A 15,129-nucleotide genomic window follows, 5' to 3' on the forward strand; every position below is an offset into this window, starting at 1 on the left:
ACCTTTCCATACCATCACCCAAAAGAGAATAATTGCGGCGTTCTTGCGCCAAATTCTTTGAATATGATGCGCAAAAGCACGCTGAGAAATCGGGCCTTTGCCCTGACTGGCAAATGTGGGCCGAGCCCCCGCTGTTCAAGTGGCAAACAATGGCCCATCGCCCGTTTTTGATGTCGCTGTGAGAAAAGCCGCCGTCGCGGGCGGGCCGCAATGGCAATACGCGCATATGCTATGATTTGATCAGCGAAAGGATCCAGATCATGGCCAAAGACATTGCCCCCCAGACCCTTGATGCAGTGCGTCAGCCGATTGAAACGGCCAACGGATTGTCCAATGCGCACTACATTGACCCGAATGTGTTCGCCGTTGAAAAACAAGCTGTGCTTTGCGCCAATTGGGCTGGGCTGGCTGTGGCCTCAGATGTGCCCGAACCGGGCGATGCCAAACCGATCGAGTTCCTTGGCATGCCCTTGCTGCTGGTGCGTGACCGTCAGGGGCAGGTCCGCGTCTTTCAGAACATCTGCCGTCATCGCGGCATGATCCTTGTCTCAGAGCCCAAAAAGATCGAGGGCGCGATCCGCTGCCCTTATCACTCATGGTGCTATTCCACCGAAGGCAAGCTGGTCAGCACGCCCCATGTCGGCGGCCCCGGTCACAACACCCATGACGCGATCGACAAATCCCTGCTGGGTCTGATCGAGGTGCGCAGCCATATCTGGTTTGATACGGTGTTCATCAACATTGACGGCAACGCCGCCCCCTTCGAAGAGGTGAATGCCGATCTGATGGCCCGTTGGGCTGATTTTGACCAACCGATGTATCACGGCGGTGCCGACAGCACATTCATATTGGATGTGAAAACCAACTGGAAACTTGCGGTCGAAAACTACTGCGAAAGCTATCACCTGCCGTGGATTCACCCGGGGCTGAACAGCTATTCTCGGCTGGAAGACCACTATAACATCGACGAGAAAGACAAATTTTCGGGTCAGGGCACCTTGGTCTATCGCCAGTTAACCGGAGACGATGGCGCGATCTTTCCTGATTTCGCAGACCTTGATGACAAATGGACCGAAGGTGGCGAATACCTCACCGTCTACCCCAACGTCCTGCTGGGTGTGCAGCGCGACCATACCTTTGTGATTGTGCTTGAGCCTGTCAGCCTTGATCAAACCCGCGAACATGTGCACCTCTACTATGCTGCCCCACAGACAGATGATGCGCTGCGCACCAAGAACACGGTGCAATGGCGCGGCATTTTCGAAGAGGACGTCTTTGTTGTCGAAGGCATGCAAAAAGGCCGCTACGCCCCCAACTTCGACGGTGGTCGTTTCAGCCCGGCGATGGATGGCCCCACCCATTGCTTTCACGACTGGGTGGCAGGCAAGATCGCGACACATCTCAACGCACCATGAGATCACTCCAAGACCGGCTACTGGATGCACATGCGCGTGACGACAGGCATGGCCTTGTCGCACTTTATACCGAGGCCGCCGATTGGACGGACGATGTGGATGCTGCCTGTTTCTATCTCACCCATGCATACATCTTTGCGCTTGAGGTGGGTGACCCCGCCTCGGAGCGTCTTTATCTGCGCTTGAAAGCAGAAGGGCGCGTCTGACCCCTTGCCCCTGCCCGTCCTTCGGCCCAACTTAGGGTTAAGCAAATACAGGACGACAGCATGGACCCCCGCAAGATCATCATCGACACAGACCCCGGCCAGGACGACGCGGTCGCGATCCTGCTCGCCCTCGCCTCACCCGAGGATATTGATGTGCTGGGGATTACGGCCGTTGCAGGCAATGTACCGCTGCCGCTGACGGAAAAGAACGCGCGCATTGTGTGTGAACTGGTTAGCAAGCCGGAAACAAGGGTCTTCGCAGGTTGCGACGCACCGATGCAGCGCAAGCTGGTGACAGCCGAACATGTGCACGGCAAAACCGGGCTGGATGGCCCGCAGATGGCCGATCCGACGATGCCACTGCAAGAACAGCACGCAGTGGATTTCATCATTGAGACGCTGCGCAATGAGCCAAAGGGTACGGTCACCCTTTGCCCCATCGGCCCGCTGACCAATATCGCGGTCGCCTTTGAACGCGCCCCTGACATCATTGAACGCATCCAAGAAATCGTCCTGATGGGTGGTGCCTATTTTGAGGTCGGCAACATCACCCCAACGGCAGAGTTCAACATCTATGTCGACCCCGAAGCCGCCAAGATAGTCTTCGGCGCAGGTGCACCCTTGGTCGTCATGCCGCTGGATGTCACACATAAGGCACTGACCACACGCAACCGAATTGATGCCTTCCGTTCGATGCACACGAAGGTGGGCGATATGGTTGCCGCTTGGACCGACTTCTTTGAACGCTTCGATATGGAAAAATACGGCTCTGAAGGCGCACCCCTGCACGACCCCTGCACCATTGCATATCTGATCGAACCACAACTGTTTGAAGGCCGCCACATCAACGTCGAAATCGAAACAGAGGCGGAACTGACCCTTGGCATGACCGTCGCCGACTGGTGGCGCGTCACTGACCGTCCGGCCAATGCGATGTTCATGAAGGACATCGACGCCTCAGGCTTTTATGCGCTGCTGGCGGCACGATTGGCGCGGCTCTAAGATGCAGATCCCCTTCGACAACACCTATGCGCAACTGCTTGGCGCAGATGTACACAGCGCAGCTGCCAACGCCCGTGAAAACGCCGCAGATGATTGCGGCGAATGCGGATCTGGCGGCGATCCTTGGGATTGATCCGGCCGCGTTGGAAACGTCAGAGGCGGCACAGGTCTTTGCGGGCAATCACATCCCAGATGGAGCCGCCCCTCTGTCGCAGGTCTATGCGGGCCATCAGTTCGGCAACTGGAACCCGCAATTGGGTGACGGCCGCGCCGTCCTCCTGGGTGAGGTGATCGGCACGGACGGTATCCGCCGGGATATCCAACTCAAGGGCTCTGGCCCGACCCCATACTCCCGACGTGGCGATGGCCGCGCATGGCTGGGTCCGGTGATGCGCGAGTATCTGGTCAGCGAGGCGATGCACGCGATGGGCGTGCCGACAACTCGCGCACTAGCGGCTGTGACAACCGGTGAGGATGTCCATCGCGAAGAGGTGCTACCAGGTGCTGTTATCGCGCGCGTTGCGCAAAGCCATATCCGTGTGGGCACCTTCCAGTTCTTTGCCAGCCGTGGTGATATGACAGCGCTGCACGCCTTAACCGACCACGTCATTGCGCGCCACTATCCCGGGGCGAACGGCCCAGCCGAACTGCTTGATCTGGTGATCGCACGCTACGCCGCACTGATCGCGAAATGGATGGGACTGGGCTTTATTCATGGGGTGATGAACACGGACAATGTGTCTATCGCGGGTGAGACCATCGACTATGGGCCGTGTGCATTCATCGACGGGTTCCATCCTGACAGCGTGTTCAGCGCCATCGACCAGTTTGGGCGCTACGCCTATTCCAACCAACCCGGGATCGGGGCGTGGAATATGGCGCAATTCGCCACAGCATTGGTCCCGCTGATGCCCGACCGTGACGCTGCAATTGAAGATTTCACCGCCGCTGTGCATCGCATGCCTGGAATTTATGAGAGGGAGTGGCTCAAGGTCTTTGGTGCGAAGCTTGGACTTGCGAACCCAAGTGACGATGATCGCGCGCTGATTACTGATCTCTTAGATCTGATGACAAAGGATGGCGCGGATTTCACCAACACCTTCGCCAATCTGAATACGCCAGCTGCGCGCGACCAATTCCTCAATCGCGATGCATTTGATGCATGGGCTGCGCGCTGGCATCTGCGCAAATCAGATGAGGCCGCCATAATCATGGCACGGGCCAACCCCCAGATCATTCCCCGCAATCATCGCGTCGAAGAGGTGATCAGCGCCGGGCGCAATGGCGACTATGCGCCGTTTCAGGCCTTGCTGGACGCCGTAACGCAGCCCTACGCCCCGCTGACAGATGCAACCGCCCCATTCGCCCGCGCACCCAGCAAAGACGAACAGGTCACGCGGACGTTTTGCGGGACTTAAGCGGTCGATTGATCAACAAAATGCCAAGGGCCACAAGGACCAGCGCGGCAATCAGGCTGGGACCGATCTCTTCGCCCAGCAGAAGCCATCCCAGACCAACCGCCAGAACCGGCGACAAAAAGCTGAACGAGGCTACGCCAGAGGCCGGATAGATCGACAACAGCCACAGCCAAAAGATGAAACCGGCACTGACGACCACAACGATCTGAAATAGTAGCCCGGCCACATGGATCGGTGCAAGATCACGTATCAGCGGCCCAAAAAACAAGGCTGCAATCAGCAGAATGGGCGCCGATACGCCCACCTGCCACATCAACTGAATTTCCGGACGGACCCGCGCAAGCGATGATGCCTTCGCCAACAGCGCCGTAAGCGCCCAGCCCACAGCAGCACCAAGGGCCGCCAAATCGCCCCAGAGACTGCCCTCCCCGTCATCACGCGTCAAGATCGCGAGGGCGACACCCGTCAATGCCAACCCGAGCCCCAATGCCTTGATCGGTGTCACCCGGTCATCAGGCATCACAAAGTGCGCCATAATCGCCAGCCACACGGGCATGGAATAAAAGATCACACTCGCCCGGCTGACCGCCGTCAAATCAAGCGCCACGAAGAGGCACAGAAATTCAAACGCAAAAATCCCGCCCATGGCGAAGCCTGCCAGCCGGGTCCCTTTCTCAAACCGCAACGGAATGCCGCGCCAGCGCAGCCAAAGCCAAATACAAAGGATGGCACCGGCCGAACGCAGCCCGGCAAAGAACACCGGCTGTAAACCACCATTGGTGACTTTGATAACGACTTGATTAAAGGCGAGCAAAAGCGCGAAACCGGTCAGCGCCACGGCGCCAAACAGATCAATCTGAGACTTCTTTTCCATTCGTGCAGATCATGCTGACCCGGTCACAGTGTCAAGCGAAACCCCCGCGTTTTTCACGTCAGATTCCCGCAGACAGGTGAGAGTTACCGTAAGCGTGAAAGCTCACTTGCCAATCATCCATTCGCCGTCTGGCCAGAATGCATGAAAAGCGAACGCAAACATCACATCATGGGGTAGATCGTTGCCATCGGCATCGCGCACCCGGACATTGCCGACCTCTTTGCCAGCCCCGATATTCGCGGAATCCAGTGCCGAAGCCTGCCCTTCTGTCCATGTGAAACTCACCCCGGCTTCGGTCAACAGCTCTTCTTCGGACAATCGGGTCAATGGCCACGCCCGATCACCCACACGCACAACCCGCGCCAAGGCGGGGATGTCATGCGGTGGCATTTCACCAGAGTAAAGAAATGGACGGTTGGAGCTGTCATAGCGCACATAGGGGTTGGACCCGTAGTTGCGCCGGAATGCAGGTTGTTCCATCACCAAGCCGTCCGGATTGCGGGTTGAGAACGCCTCCCAGCTTTCCATCCAACTGGGCAGGCTGACCAGCTCGGTGCCGGTCAGCTCACCGACAATCGCCTCGCCGATCGCCTGCTGCCACCAGCTTTCGGTTTCGCGGTCATACATGATCATGTCAGAATTGCGCAACTTGCCTGAGACCCCGAAACTCAGAGTGCCCTGTGCCACGCGCCGGTCAAAAGTGATGCCCGAATTGCAGAGCGGACAGAACGTCACAGCGACAGGAATGCCCCCCACCTCATCATTCACGATCTCATGCCACGTCAGATAGCGGATGGGATAGGCGCGCGGTACTTCACCTGCGATTTCAAGCGTGATGACGGGTTCGCGTGCTTCCAAGTTGGGTTTGTCAGCAACGGGCACAAAAGTTGGGCCATCAATGGCCGGAATGCCATCCTTGGGCGGCCCGCCGGACATAATCTCGACCCAGTTGTCCACCGTTGTTGTTTCAAAATCGGTGTTCGGCCATTCGAAGGACCAGAATTCCGGCCCCGCCACAGACATGCTGGCGGCTGTGCAAAAGGCAGCGATTGTAGGGATCAGGCGCATCGGTCTCTCCTTGATATTTCGCAAGAGAGTGTCCGATCACGCAGCATCCGCCTAGCCCCCTCGCGCATATGTGAGGGGGCTTAAGCGTATTCTGTTATTCGGTAACGCGGACCGCCGCCATCATGTCAGGCTGACCGATGACGGCCCCGTTGGCGCCGGTGCCCCGTTTGATCTGGTCGACCAATTCCATGCCTTCGGTGACTTCACCCACAACCGTATATTGGCCGTTCAGGAAGTATCCGGGCTCAAACATAATAAAGAATTGGCTATTGGCCGAATCCGGGCTTTGCGCACGCGCCATGCCGACAACACCACGCTCGAATGGGATGTCCGAGAATTCGGCGGGGATGTCCGCAAACTCTGACCCGCCAGTGTAGGCGCGGGACAAATCCATGCCCATCAGGCCGTTTTGCACATCGCCGGTCTGGGCCATGAAGCCATCGATCACACGGTGAAAGACAACGCCATCATAGCTGCCCGCCGCAGCGATGGCTGTGATTTGGGCTGTGTGCAGGGGGGCGGTCTCTTCGAAAAGATCAATGACGATGGTGCCATTGGCCTCACCGGCAAGATCAATCTCAAGCCCGTCACTCAGTGCAGGGGTGGCCAAGACAGCCAGAATTGCAGCGGCCTTATACATCTGCGGCGACTTTCACACTGATCATACGGTCAGGGTTCATTGGCGGCTCGCCACGCATGATCGCGTCGACATGCTCCATGCCGGATACGACCTGACCATAGACGGTGTATTGCCCGTTCAGAAAGTCATTGTCCTTGAAGTTGATAAAGAACTGGCTGTTGGCCGAGTTCGGGTTCTGCGAGCGTGCGGCACCAATAGAGCCACGCGCGTGGGGGATCTTTGAGAATTCTGCTGGCAGATCCGGCATATCGGACCCGCCTGTGCCCGCGCTACCAAGGTTGAAATTCTCTTCCATATTGCCGTTGGCCACATCACCCGTCTGCGCCATGAAACCGTCAATCACCCGGTGAAAACAAACGTTGTCGTATTTGCCTGCGCGCGCCAGCTCTTTCATGCGTGCCACATGCGCGGGGGCCACGTCGGGCAGCAGCTCGATGGTGACGTCGCCATCTTTGAGCGTCATGATGATGGTGTTTTCGGGGTCTTTGATGTCGGCCATGGGGCACTCCTTGTGTCTGTGTTTGCACCTGACATATGGCCCATTGGCGCAATTGCCAAGCCAGTCTGGTTGACGCGGGCGCCGGATTGCCGCAACACCCTCCTGAATTCACACCAATGGGAGCAGACCGATGGCTTGGAAAACACTCGACGATATGGATTTTGCAGGCAAACGCGCCTTGGTGCGGGTGGACATCAACGTGCCTGTCGAGGATGGCATGGTCACCGACACCACGCGAATTGAGCGGATTATTCCCACCGTCGACGATATTCAAGAGAAAGGCGGCAAGGTCATCCTGATGGCGCATTTTGGTCGCCCAAAGGGTCAGGTTGTGCCAGAGATGTCGCTGGAGCATATTGCACCGGCTGTGGCCGATGTGTTGGGTTTGCCAGTGACCTGGGTGAATGCAGACTATGGCGATGCTGTCGCTGAAATGGAGGGCGACGAGGTATTGCTGCTCGAAAACCTGCGCTTCAATCCCGGTGAAGAAAAGAACGATGAAGGTTTCGCCAAACGACTGACTGGCCTGGGTGATATCTATGTGAATGACGCCTTCTCTGCCGCGCATCGCGCGCACGCCAGCACCGAGGCAATTGCCCGCCTGCTGCCCGCCTGTGCGGGACGGCTGATGGCAGAGGAACTGGGCGCGCTTGAGAAAGCGCTGGGAACGCCTGAGCGCCCGGTTGTTGCGGTTGTCGGCGGGGCCAAGGTGTCGACCAAGCTGGATTTGCTGGGCAATCTCGTGGGCAAGGTTGATCACCTGATCATTGGCGGCGGCATGGCAAACACATTTCTGGCCGCACAAGGTATCGACGTGGGCAAATCGCTTTGCGAGCATGATTTAGCCGATACCGCCCGTGAGATTTTGGGCAAGGCCGAGGCCGCGGGATGCGAGGTTATCCTGCCCCGTGACATCGTTGTGGCGCGTGAATTCAAAGCAGGGGCGGCAAATGAAACCGTTGCACCCGACGCCTGCCCGGCGGATGCCATGATCCTTGATGCCGGACCTGCGACGGTGGCCTACATCAGTGGTGTACTGGAAAACGCCAAAACGTTGGTTTGGAACGGTCCGCTGGGCGCGTTCGAAATTGAACCTTTCGATGCCGCAACGAACGCTGCGGCAACACAGGCGGCGGCTTTGTCAAAAGCGGGCAAACTCGTTTCCGTCGCCGGTGGTGGTGATACGGTCGCGGCACTCAATCAAGCAGGGGCGGCGGATGATTTCACCTACATCTCGACCGCCGGTGGCGCTTTTCTTGAGTGGATGGAAGGCAAGGAACTGCCAGGCGTTGCCGCCCTTGGCTAGTTGTTTGCGATAACATCCCGCCCGGTTGCGCTAACATATTTGCAACCCGGTGCGGCGCACCCTATCGGTCGCGTTACGCTGCTCAGCCAAAAGGGACCAGATCATGAAAACCACCCGCATCGTTCAGAAAATCCTTGCCAACTATGAGGGCGAAAATCCAGGCGTAAAGGCTAACTTGGCGCGCATCCTGATGAACGGTAAACTAGGTGGAACCGGCAAGATGATCATCCTGCCAGTGGATCAAGGGTTTGAACATGGACCCGCGCGTTCATTCGCTCCTAACCCTGCCGGATACGACCCGCACTATCACTATCTGTTGGCGATTGATGCAGGATTGAACGCCTATGCGGCCCCTCTTGGCATGATCGAAGCGGGCGCGGACACTTTTGCAGGTCAGATTCCCACAATCCTCAAGGTCAATTCGGCCAATTCGCTGATCCCCAATGACGCCCCCAAGACCCAAGCCATCACAGCATCGGTGGACGACGCCCTGCGCCTTGGATGTTCAGCGATTGGGTTTACCGTCTACCCAGGGTCATCCGCAGCGCTAAACATGTTCGGTGATATCGCAGAAATGCGCAAAGAGGCCGCTGCGAAAGGTATCGCGACCGTCATCTGGTCTTACCCCCGCGGCGAAGCACTCGACAAGGACGGCGAGACTGCCATTGATATCGGGGCCTATGCCGCGCAGATCGCGGCGCTGCTGGGTGCGCATATCATCAAGATCAAACTAAGCACCGATCACCTGAGCCTGCCCGAGGCAAAAAAGGTCTATGAGGCCCAAGGGATCGACATCGCCGACCAGGCCGCCCGCGTGCGCCACTGTGTGCAAAGCGCTTTTGACGGGCGTCGCTTGATGGTTTTCTCGGGCGGTGCAGCCAAAGGGGCCGATGCCGTCTATGACGACGCCCGCGCGATCCGTGATGGCGGCGGCAACGGGTCAATCATCGGGCGCAACTCGTTCCAGCGTGATCGAGAGGATGCGCTGGCGATGTTGGGCAAACTGGTTGAGATTTATCGCGGGAAGGCGTAGCGGGGGGTGCAATAGCGCCCACCCCATATCAAATAAGAGCCTTCTGAAATGATCTAAACCATTACTGTAGAAGCGGCCTATCCGGCCGACGCTGACAGCGTGTTCAATGACGCGCTGGATTTTTCAGAGATGCAGGATGCGATGAAGGGGCTCGCCGTCTACGAAGGTCTGCCCGACCGCCCCGTTCAGCAAGGTGATACGCTTTATGTCGATGTCACGATGTTCAAAGTCCTGAAAACCCGCGATCATTGTATGCATGTCGAACGCCTTGATCACGCCGCGCGCATTATTCAAAGCCGCGAGCATAACAAAGGGATCAAACGCTGGGATCACACCCTAAGTGTACAACCGACGAAAGATGGATGCCTTTGGCGGGACACAATTGTTCTTGATGCCGGTCTGATGACGTTTCTGACCGCCTGCTTCTGTCGATTCGTCTATGCGCGGCGGCACCGTTTGCGCAAGGCCAGCCGTATCCAAACCTCGATTCAGCGTGGCGATACGACGGTTTAGCAAATCGCCGAGACCAGACCGGTTTATTGCATTTAGGGGATTCCTTTGCGAATCAGATGTGCGACTCTGTTTTCCAGTCGCCCGTCAGAGGCGGCGCTTGAGGCAGACCTATGATCAGACGCAACCGTCCACAGCTTGGCGCTTTGTTCTATTTCCTTGGCATGATTATGCTGGGGCTCTATTTCACGTTCGCCGCGGTGCAGGGGGACTATGGTCTATTCAAACGGATCGAAGTGAAAGCCGAAGGCGATGCGCTGTCCATTGAGCTTGCTGCCTTGCAGACAGAGGTTGCGCGGATGGAAAATCTGACCACGCGCCTGTCGGATAACTTCCTTGATCTGGACTTGCTTGATCAGCAGGCGCGCGATGTCCTGGGCATGATCCGCGCAGACGAAATCGTCATCCGTTGATCATCTCCTGTTAGTCGCCTCACGCAACGCAGCTATTCCGGTTCAGCTTGACGATGGGTCACTTTGACTCTCGCAATTCTTGCGCGCATGGTTTAGAAGATAGTTTAATACTAAACTATATACGAATACGCTGGAGGAGTGCATATGCCGCCCAAAAAGGCCGCCGCGAAACCCAACGTCTCAGCCGAGGAACTGCTGGGACATTACCGTGAAATGCTGCTGATCCGGCGATTTGAAGAAAAGGCAGGCCAATTGTACGGCATGGGCCTGATTGGTGGTTTCTGCCACCTTTACATCGGACAAGAAGCGGTTGTTGTGGGCCTTGAAGCCGCAGCGGATGAAGGCGACAAGCGCGTCACATCCTACCGCGACCATGGGCACATGTTGGCCTGCGGCATGGACCCCAAGGGCATCATGGCCGAGTTGACGGGCCGCGAGGGTGGCTTTTCCAAAGGCAAAGGCGGCTCCATGCATATGTTCTCGAAAGAGAAGCATTTCTATGGGGGTCACGGGATTGTGGCGGCGCAGGTACCGTTGGGTGCAGGTCTGGCTTTTGCGGACAAATACAAAGGCAACGATCGGGTGACCTTTACCTACTTTGGTGACGGTGCTGCCAACCAAGGTCAGGTTTACGAGACCTACAACATGGCTGAACTTTGGGACTTGCCCGTCGTATTCGTGATTGAAAACAACCAATACGCCATGGGGACATCAGTTAAACGATCAACCAAGTCGCCGTCCCTCTGGGAGCGTGGCGCAGCCTATGGCATCCCGGGTGAAGAAGTCGATGGGATGAACGTGTTGGCCGTCAAAGAGGCTTGGCGAGCGCGCTGTGGCGCATTGCCGTGCAGGCAAAGGCCCCTACATTCTGGAAGTAAAAACATACCGTTACCGCGGCCATTCCATGTCCGACCCGGCCAAGTATCGCACCCGCGAAGAAGTGCAGAAGATGCGCGATGAACGTGACCCGATAGAACAGATCCGCGATATGCTGTTGACGGGCAAACATGCTACGGACGATGACCTCAAGGCCATCGACAAAGAAATCAAAGCCATCGTGAATGAAGCGGCAGAGTTCTCGAAAGAGAGCCCGGAGCCCGCTTTGGACGAGCTTTGGACAGATATTTACGCAGAAGTGGAGGCGTAAGCCATGGCAACCGAAATTCTGATGCCCGCCCTATCGCCCACGATGGAAGAAGGCACTTTGGCCAAATGGCTTGTCAAAGAGGGTGACACCGTTTCATCCGGCGACATCATGGCCGAGATTGAGACCGACAAAGCCACGATGGAGTTTGAAGCCGTCGATGAAGGCATCGTTGGCAAGATTGTCATCGCTGAAGGCACCGAAGGTGTGAAAGTGAACGACGTCATCGCGATCCTTGTTGAAGAAGGTGAAGACGTACCAGAGGCTGGTGCAGCACCCGCCGCAGCCCCTGCCGCCGTAGAAGAGGCACCTGCCCCGGCTGCCGCGCCCGCAGCTGCCGCACCTGCTGCCCGAGTTGCCGACGCAACCCCGGATTGGGACGCCGATGTTGAGGTTAAGCAAACCACTGTGCGCGAAGCGCTGCGCGATGCGATGGCCGAAGAGATGCGCCGCGATGAGGATGTTTTCCTCATGGGTGAGGAAGTCGCCGAGTACCAAGGTGCCTACAAAATCTCGCAAGGCTTGCTGGACGAATTCGGCGCCAAGCGCGTGATTGATACGCCGATCACAGAGCACGGATTTGCCGGGATCGGTGTTGGTGCGGCCTTTGGTGGGTTGAAGCCTATCGTCGAATTCATGACGTTTAACTTCGCCATGCAAGCCATTGATCAAATTATCAACTCTGCCGCTAAGACACTCTATATGTCCGGTGGCCAGATGGGTGCCCCTATGGTGTTCCGTGGTCCCAACGGGGCCGCTGCACGTGTGGGTGCCCAGCACAGTCAGGATTATGCTGCGTGGTATATGCAAATCCCCGGCCTGAAGGTTGCGATGCCCTACTCGGCTGCTGACGCCAAAGGCCTGCTGAAAACCGCTATCCGCGACCCCAACCCGGTGATCTTCCTTGAGAACGAAATCATGTACGGTAAATCATTCGACGTGCCGGTCATGGATGATTTCACCATTCCATTCGGGAAGGCCAAGATTGAGCGGTCGGGCGACGATGTGACCATCGTCAGCTTTGGGATCGGCATGACCTATGCATTGGAAGCGGCTGAGAAACTTGCCGAAGAAGGAATCAACGCCGAGGTCATCAACCTGCGGACCTTGCGTCCGATGGATACGGCGACGATCCTGAACTCGGTCCGCAAGACGAACCGCTGTGTGACGGTCGAAGAAGGATGGCCGCAAGGCAGCGTCGGTGGCTATATCAGCAGCGTGATCATGCAGGAGGCGTTTGACTACCTCGATGCGCCGGTCATCACCTGCACAGGGAAAGATGTGCCGATGCCCTATGCCGCCAACCTTGAAAAACATGCGTTGCTGACCGCCGACGAAGTCGTCGCGGCCTGCAAACAAGTCACCTACCGTTAAGGAGCCAGCGCAATGCCAACAGAAATTCTGATGCTTAGGCCCTGTCGCCCACGATGGAAGAGGGTACATTGGCCAAATGGCACGTGAAAGAAGGCGACACGGTCTCCTCTGGCGACATCATGGCCGAGATTGAGACGGATAAGGCCACGATGGAATTCGAAGCCGTCAATGAAGGTGTGATGGGTAAGATTGTCGTGCCCGAAGGCACCGAAGGTGTGAAGGTCAATGATGTGATCGCCGTCTTGCTTGAGGATGGTGAGAGTGCGGATGACATTGGTGCTGTTTCCAGCGGTTCATCCGCCGCTGCCGCGCCGTCTTCAGCAGAGCCCGCGCAGACCGCCGCACCAGCGGCCGATAAGCCTGTCGCAGCACCTGCCGCGCCAGCCAAGGACGGTGAACGCATCTTTGCGACGCCATTGGCGCGCCGGATTGCGGCGGACAAGGGGCTTGATTTGACAGCAATCGCGGGTTCCGGCCCGCACGGTCGCATTGTCAAAGCAGATGTCGAGAATGCAACTGCTACACCGAAGGCCGCAGCCCCTGCAAGCAAGGCCGCGCCTGCACCTGCGGCGATGGCGGCAGGTCCGGATACGGACGTTGTGCTCAAGACGTATGCAGATCGTCCATTCGAAGAAGTCCAGTTGGATGGGATGCGCAAAACAATTGCCGCCCGCCTGACAGAGGCCAAGCAATCTGTGCCGCATTTCTATCTGCGCCGCGACATCCAATTGGATGCGCTGCTGAAGTTCCGCAGCCAGCTCAATAAGCAGCTGGAGCCGCGTGGCGTGAAACTGTCCGTCAATGACTTTATCATCAAAGCCTGTGCGCTTGCGCTGCAGCAAGAGCCCGAAGCCAATGCTGTTTGGGCCGGTGATCGCACGCTGAAGTTTGAAAAATCGGACGTCGCTGTGGCCGTGGCCATCGAAGGCGGTCTCTTTACACCGGTCCTCAAAGACGCCGAAATGAAGTCGCTCTCTGCCCTCTCAGCCGAGATGAAAGACCTCGCCACGCGTGCGCGCGACCGCAAACTGGCCCCGCATGAATATGTAGGCGGCAGCTTTGCAATCTCAAATCTTGGCATGTTCGGCATCGACAACTTTGATGCGATCATCAACCCACCGCATGCGGCCATTCTTGCCGTCGGTGCCGGTACGAAGAAGCCAATCGTCGGTGAAGATGGAGAGCTGACAGTGGGTACGGTGATGTCCACCACATTGTCTGTCGATCACCGTGTCATTGATGGCGCTTTGGGTGCGAACCTGCTCAATGCGATCAAGGACAATCTTGAAAACCCGATGACGATGCTCGCCTAGGCGATCATTCAGTCAAAGAAAAACGGCGGCCCAGCGATGGATCGCCGTTTTGCTATTTAGATGACTTCAAAATCTGATCCATTGAGATCGACGGTTGCGAACACCCGGCTTCGCCCACGATCTTGGCTGGCACGCCTGCGACGGTTTTCATAGGTGGCACTTCTTCCAGCACGACAGAACCAGCTGCAATCCGGCTGCAATGGCCGACTTTGATGTTGCCAAGCACTTTCGCGCCAGCACCGATCAACACGCCATCGCCAATCTTAGGATGACGGTCATCATCTTCCTTGCCGGTGCCGCCCAAGGTAACTGAGTGCAGCATGGACACATTGTCGCCCACCACAGCCGTTTCCCCCACAACGATGGAATGCGCATGGTCAATCATGATCCCCTGCCCGATCTTGGCGGCCGGGTGGATATCAACGCCAAACATCTCGCTGGTGCGCATCTGGATAAAATAGGCCAGATCGTGACGATCACTCTGCAAAAGCCAATGCGCCAGACGATACGCCTGCACGGCCTGAAACCCTTTGAAGAATATCAAAGGCTGCATAAACCGGTGGCAGGCGGGATCGCGGTCATAGATCGCGACCAAATCAGCACGTGCCGCTGCAACCAACTGTGGCGCCGCGACATAGGCCTGATCGGCAATTTCGCGCAAAATCTGCTCTGACATCTCTGGCGAGGCGAGTTTCATCGAAATCCGGTAGGCGAGCGCGCCCTCGAATGACTTATGGTGCAGCACACCCGCGTGGATCAGACCGCCCATCAAAGGCTCATCCGCTATCGCCGCCTCCGCCTCTTCACAGATACGGTGCCAGACAGGATCAATCTCGCTCAATGTTGCTTGTGGTTGCGCCATAGCGTTCACCTCTCGCGTCTATCAGACCTCTTTCATAGATCAGATAACACTA

The 15,129-nt window shown here is 57.1% G+C and carries 13 protein-coding genes and 3 pseudogenes; 11 read left to right on the forward strand and 5 right to left on the reverse strand.

Annotation, left to right across the window (positions count from 1 at the left end; translation table 11 throughout):
• The first annotated feature begins 260 nt into the window (after positions 1-260).
• The 4 genes and pseudogenes from QTO30_RS06170 (at position 261) to QTO30_RS06185 (ending at position 4,041) form a co-directional block, all read left to right on the forward strand.
• Positions 261-1,415: an aromatic ring-hydroxylating oxygenase subunit alpha gene (locus QTO30_RS06170; RefSeq protein ID WP_340423217.1), complete on the forward strand. Its 1,155-nt coding sequence runs from the start codon at positions 261-263 to the stop codon at positions 1,413-1,415.
• Positions 1,412-1,621 carry a hypothetical protein gene (locus QTO30_RS06175; protein WP_340423218.1) on the forward strand — a complete coding sequence of 70 codons (210 nt, stop codon included), beginning with the start codon at positions 1,412-1,414 and terminating at the stop codon, positions 1,619-1,621. The genes QTO30_RS06170 and QTO30_RS06175 overlap by 4 nt, the downstream gene beginning before the upstream one ends.
• A 60-nt stretch (positions 1,622-1,681) precedes the next feature.
• Positions 1,682-2,623, forward strand: coding sequence for a nucleoside hydrolase (locus QTO30_RS06180; RefSeq protein ID WP_340423219.1), 942 nt, complete (start codon positions 1,682-1,684; stop codon positions 2,621-2,623).
• A 1-nt stretch (position 2,624) separates the two neighbouring features.
• Positions 2,625-4,041 (forward strand): annotated as a pseudogene (locus QTO30_RS06185) (protein adenylyltransferase SelO).
• Here QTO30_RS06185 and QTO30_RS06190 read toward each other — a convergent pair.
• The 4 genes from QTO30_RS06190 to QTO30_RS06205 all read right to left on the reverse strand — a co-directional run bounded on the left by QTO30_RS06190 (position 4,016) and on the right by QTO30_RS06205 (position 7,122).
• Positions 4,016-4,915, reverse strand: a complete 900-nt coding sequence (locus QTO30_RS06190) for a DMT family transporter (RefSeq protein WP_340423220.1) — start codon at positions 4,913-4,915, stop codon at positions 4,016-4,018. The pseudogene QTO30_RS06185 and the gene QTO30_RS06190 overlap by 26 nt on opposite strands.
• Positions 4,916-5,017: 102 nt before the next feature.
• Positions 5,018-5,983 (reverse strand): DUF3179 domain-containing protein, encoded by a 966-nt coding sequence (locus QTO30_RS06195; protein WP_340423222.1) that lies wholly within the window; start codon positions 5,981-5,983, stop codon positions 5,018-5,020.
• Between the two features lie 94 nt (positions 5,984-6,077).
• Positions 6,078-6,623 (reverse strand): peptidylprolyl isomerase, encoded by a 546-nt coding sequence (locus tag QTO30_RS06200; protein WP_340423223.1) that lies wholly within the window; start codon positions 6,621-6,623, stop codon positions 6,078-6,080.
• A complete protein-coding gene (locus QTO30_RS06205; RefSeq protein WP_340423224.1) occupies positions 6,616-7,122 on the reverse strand; it encodes a peptidylprolyl isomerase in 507 nt (168 codons plus the stop codon). The genes QTO30_RS06200 and QTO30_RS06205 overlap by 8 nt, the downstream gene beginning before the upstream one ends.
• Positions 7,123-7,252: 130 nt before the next feature.
• Here QTO30_RS06205 and QTO30_RS06210 point away from each other — a divergent pair, with 130 nt between their 5' ends.
• The 7 genes and pseudogenes from QTO30_RS06210 to QTO30_RS06240 all read left to right on the forward strand — a co-directional run bounded on the left by QTO30_RS06210 (position 7,253) and on the right by QTO30_RS06240 (position 14,215).
• Positions 7,253-8,428, forward strand: coding sequence for a phosphoglycerate kinase (locus QTO30_RS06210; protein ID WP_340423225.1), 1,176 nt, complete (start codon positions 7,253-7,255; stop codon positions 8,426-8,428).
• Positions 8,429-8,531: 103 nt separating this feature from the next.
• Complete coding sequence (locus QTO30_RS06215) at positions 8,532-9,461, forward strand: class I fructose-bisphosphate aldolase (RefSeq protein WP_340423226.1); 930 nt, start codon at positions 8,532-8,534, stop codon at positions 9,459-9,461.
• 99 nt (positions 9,462-9,560) lie between these two features.
• A complete protein-coding gene (locus QTO30_RS06220) occupies positions 9,561-9,974 on the forward strand; it encodes a hypothetical protein (protein WP_340423228.1) in 414 nt (137 codons plus the stop codon).
• Between the two features lie 110 nt (positions 9,975-10,084).
• Complete coding sequence (locus QTO30_RS06225) at positions 10,085-10,384, forward strand: FtsB family cell division protein (protein WP_340423229.1); 300 nt, start codon at positions 10,085-10,087, stop codon at positions 10,382-10,384.
• Positions 10,385-10,528: 144 nt separating this feature from the next.
• A pseudogene (gene pdhA, locus QTO30_RS06230) lies at positions 10,529-11,531 on the forward strand (pyruvate dehydrogenase (acetyl-transferring) E1 component subunit alpha).
• Positions 11,532-11,534: 3 nt separating this feature from the next.
• Complete coding sequence (locus QTO30_RS06235) at positions 11,535-12,902, forward strand: pyruvate dehydrogenase complex E1 component subunit beta (protein ID WP_340423230.1); 1,368 nt, start codon at positions 11,535-11,537, stop codon at positions 12,900-12,902.
• Between the two features lie 12 nt (positions 12,903-12,914).
• A pseudogene (locus QTO30_RS06240) lies at positions 12,915-14,215 on the forward strand (pyruvate dehydrogenase complex dihydrolipoamide acetyltransferase).
• 52 nt (positions 14,216-14,267) lie between these two features.
• Here the strand turns inward: QTO30_RS06240 and cysE are convergent.
• A complete protein-coding gene (gene cysE / locus QTO30_RS06245; protein ID WP_340423232.1) occupies positions 14,268-15,077 on the reverse strand; it encodes a serine O-acetyltransferase in 810 nt (269 codons plus the stop codon).
• Between the last annotated feature and the right edge of the window lie 52 nt (positions 15,078-15,129).

Origin of the sequence: Yoonia sp. GPGPB17, from assembly GCF_037892195.1 — a bacterium.
Lineage (GTDB): Bacteria > Pseudomonadota > Alphaproteobacteria > Rhodobacterales > Rhodobacteraceae > Yoonia.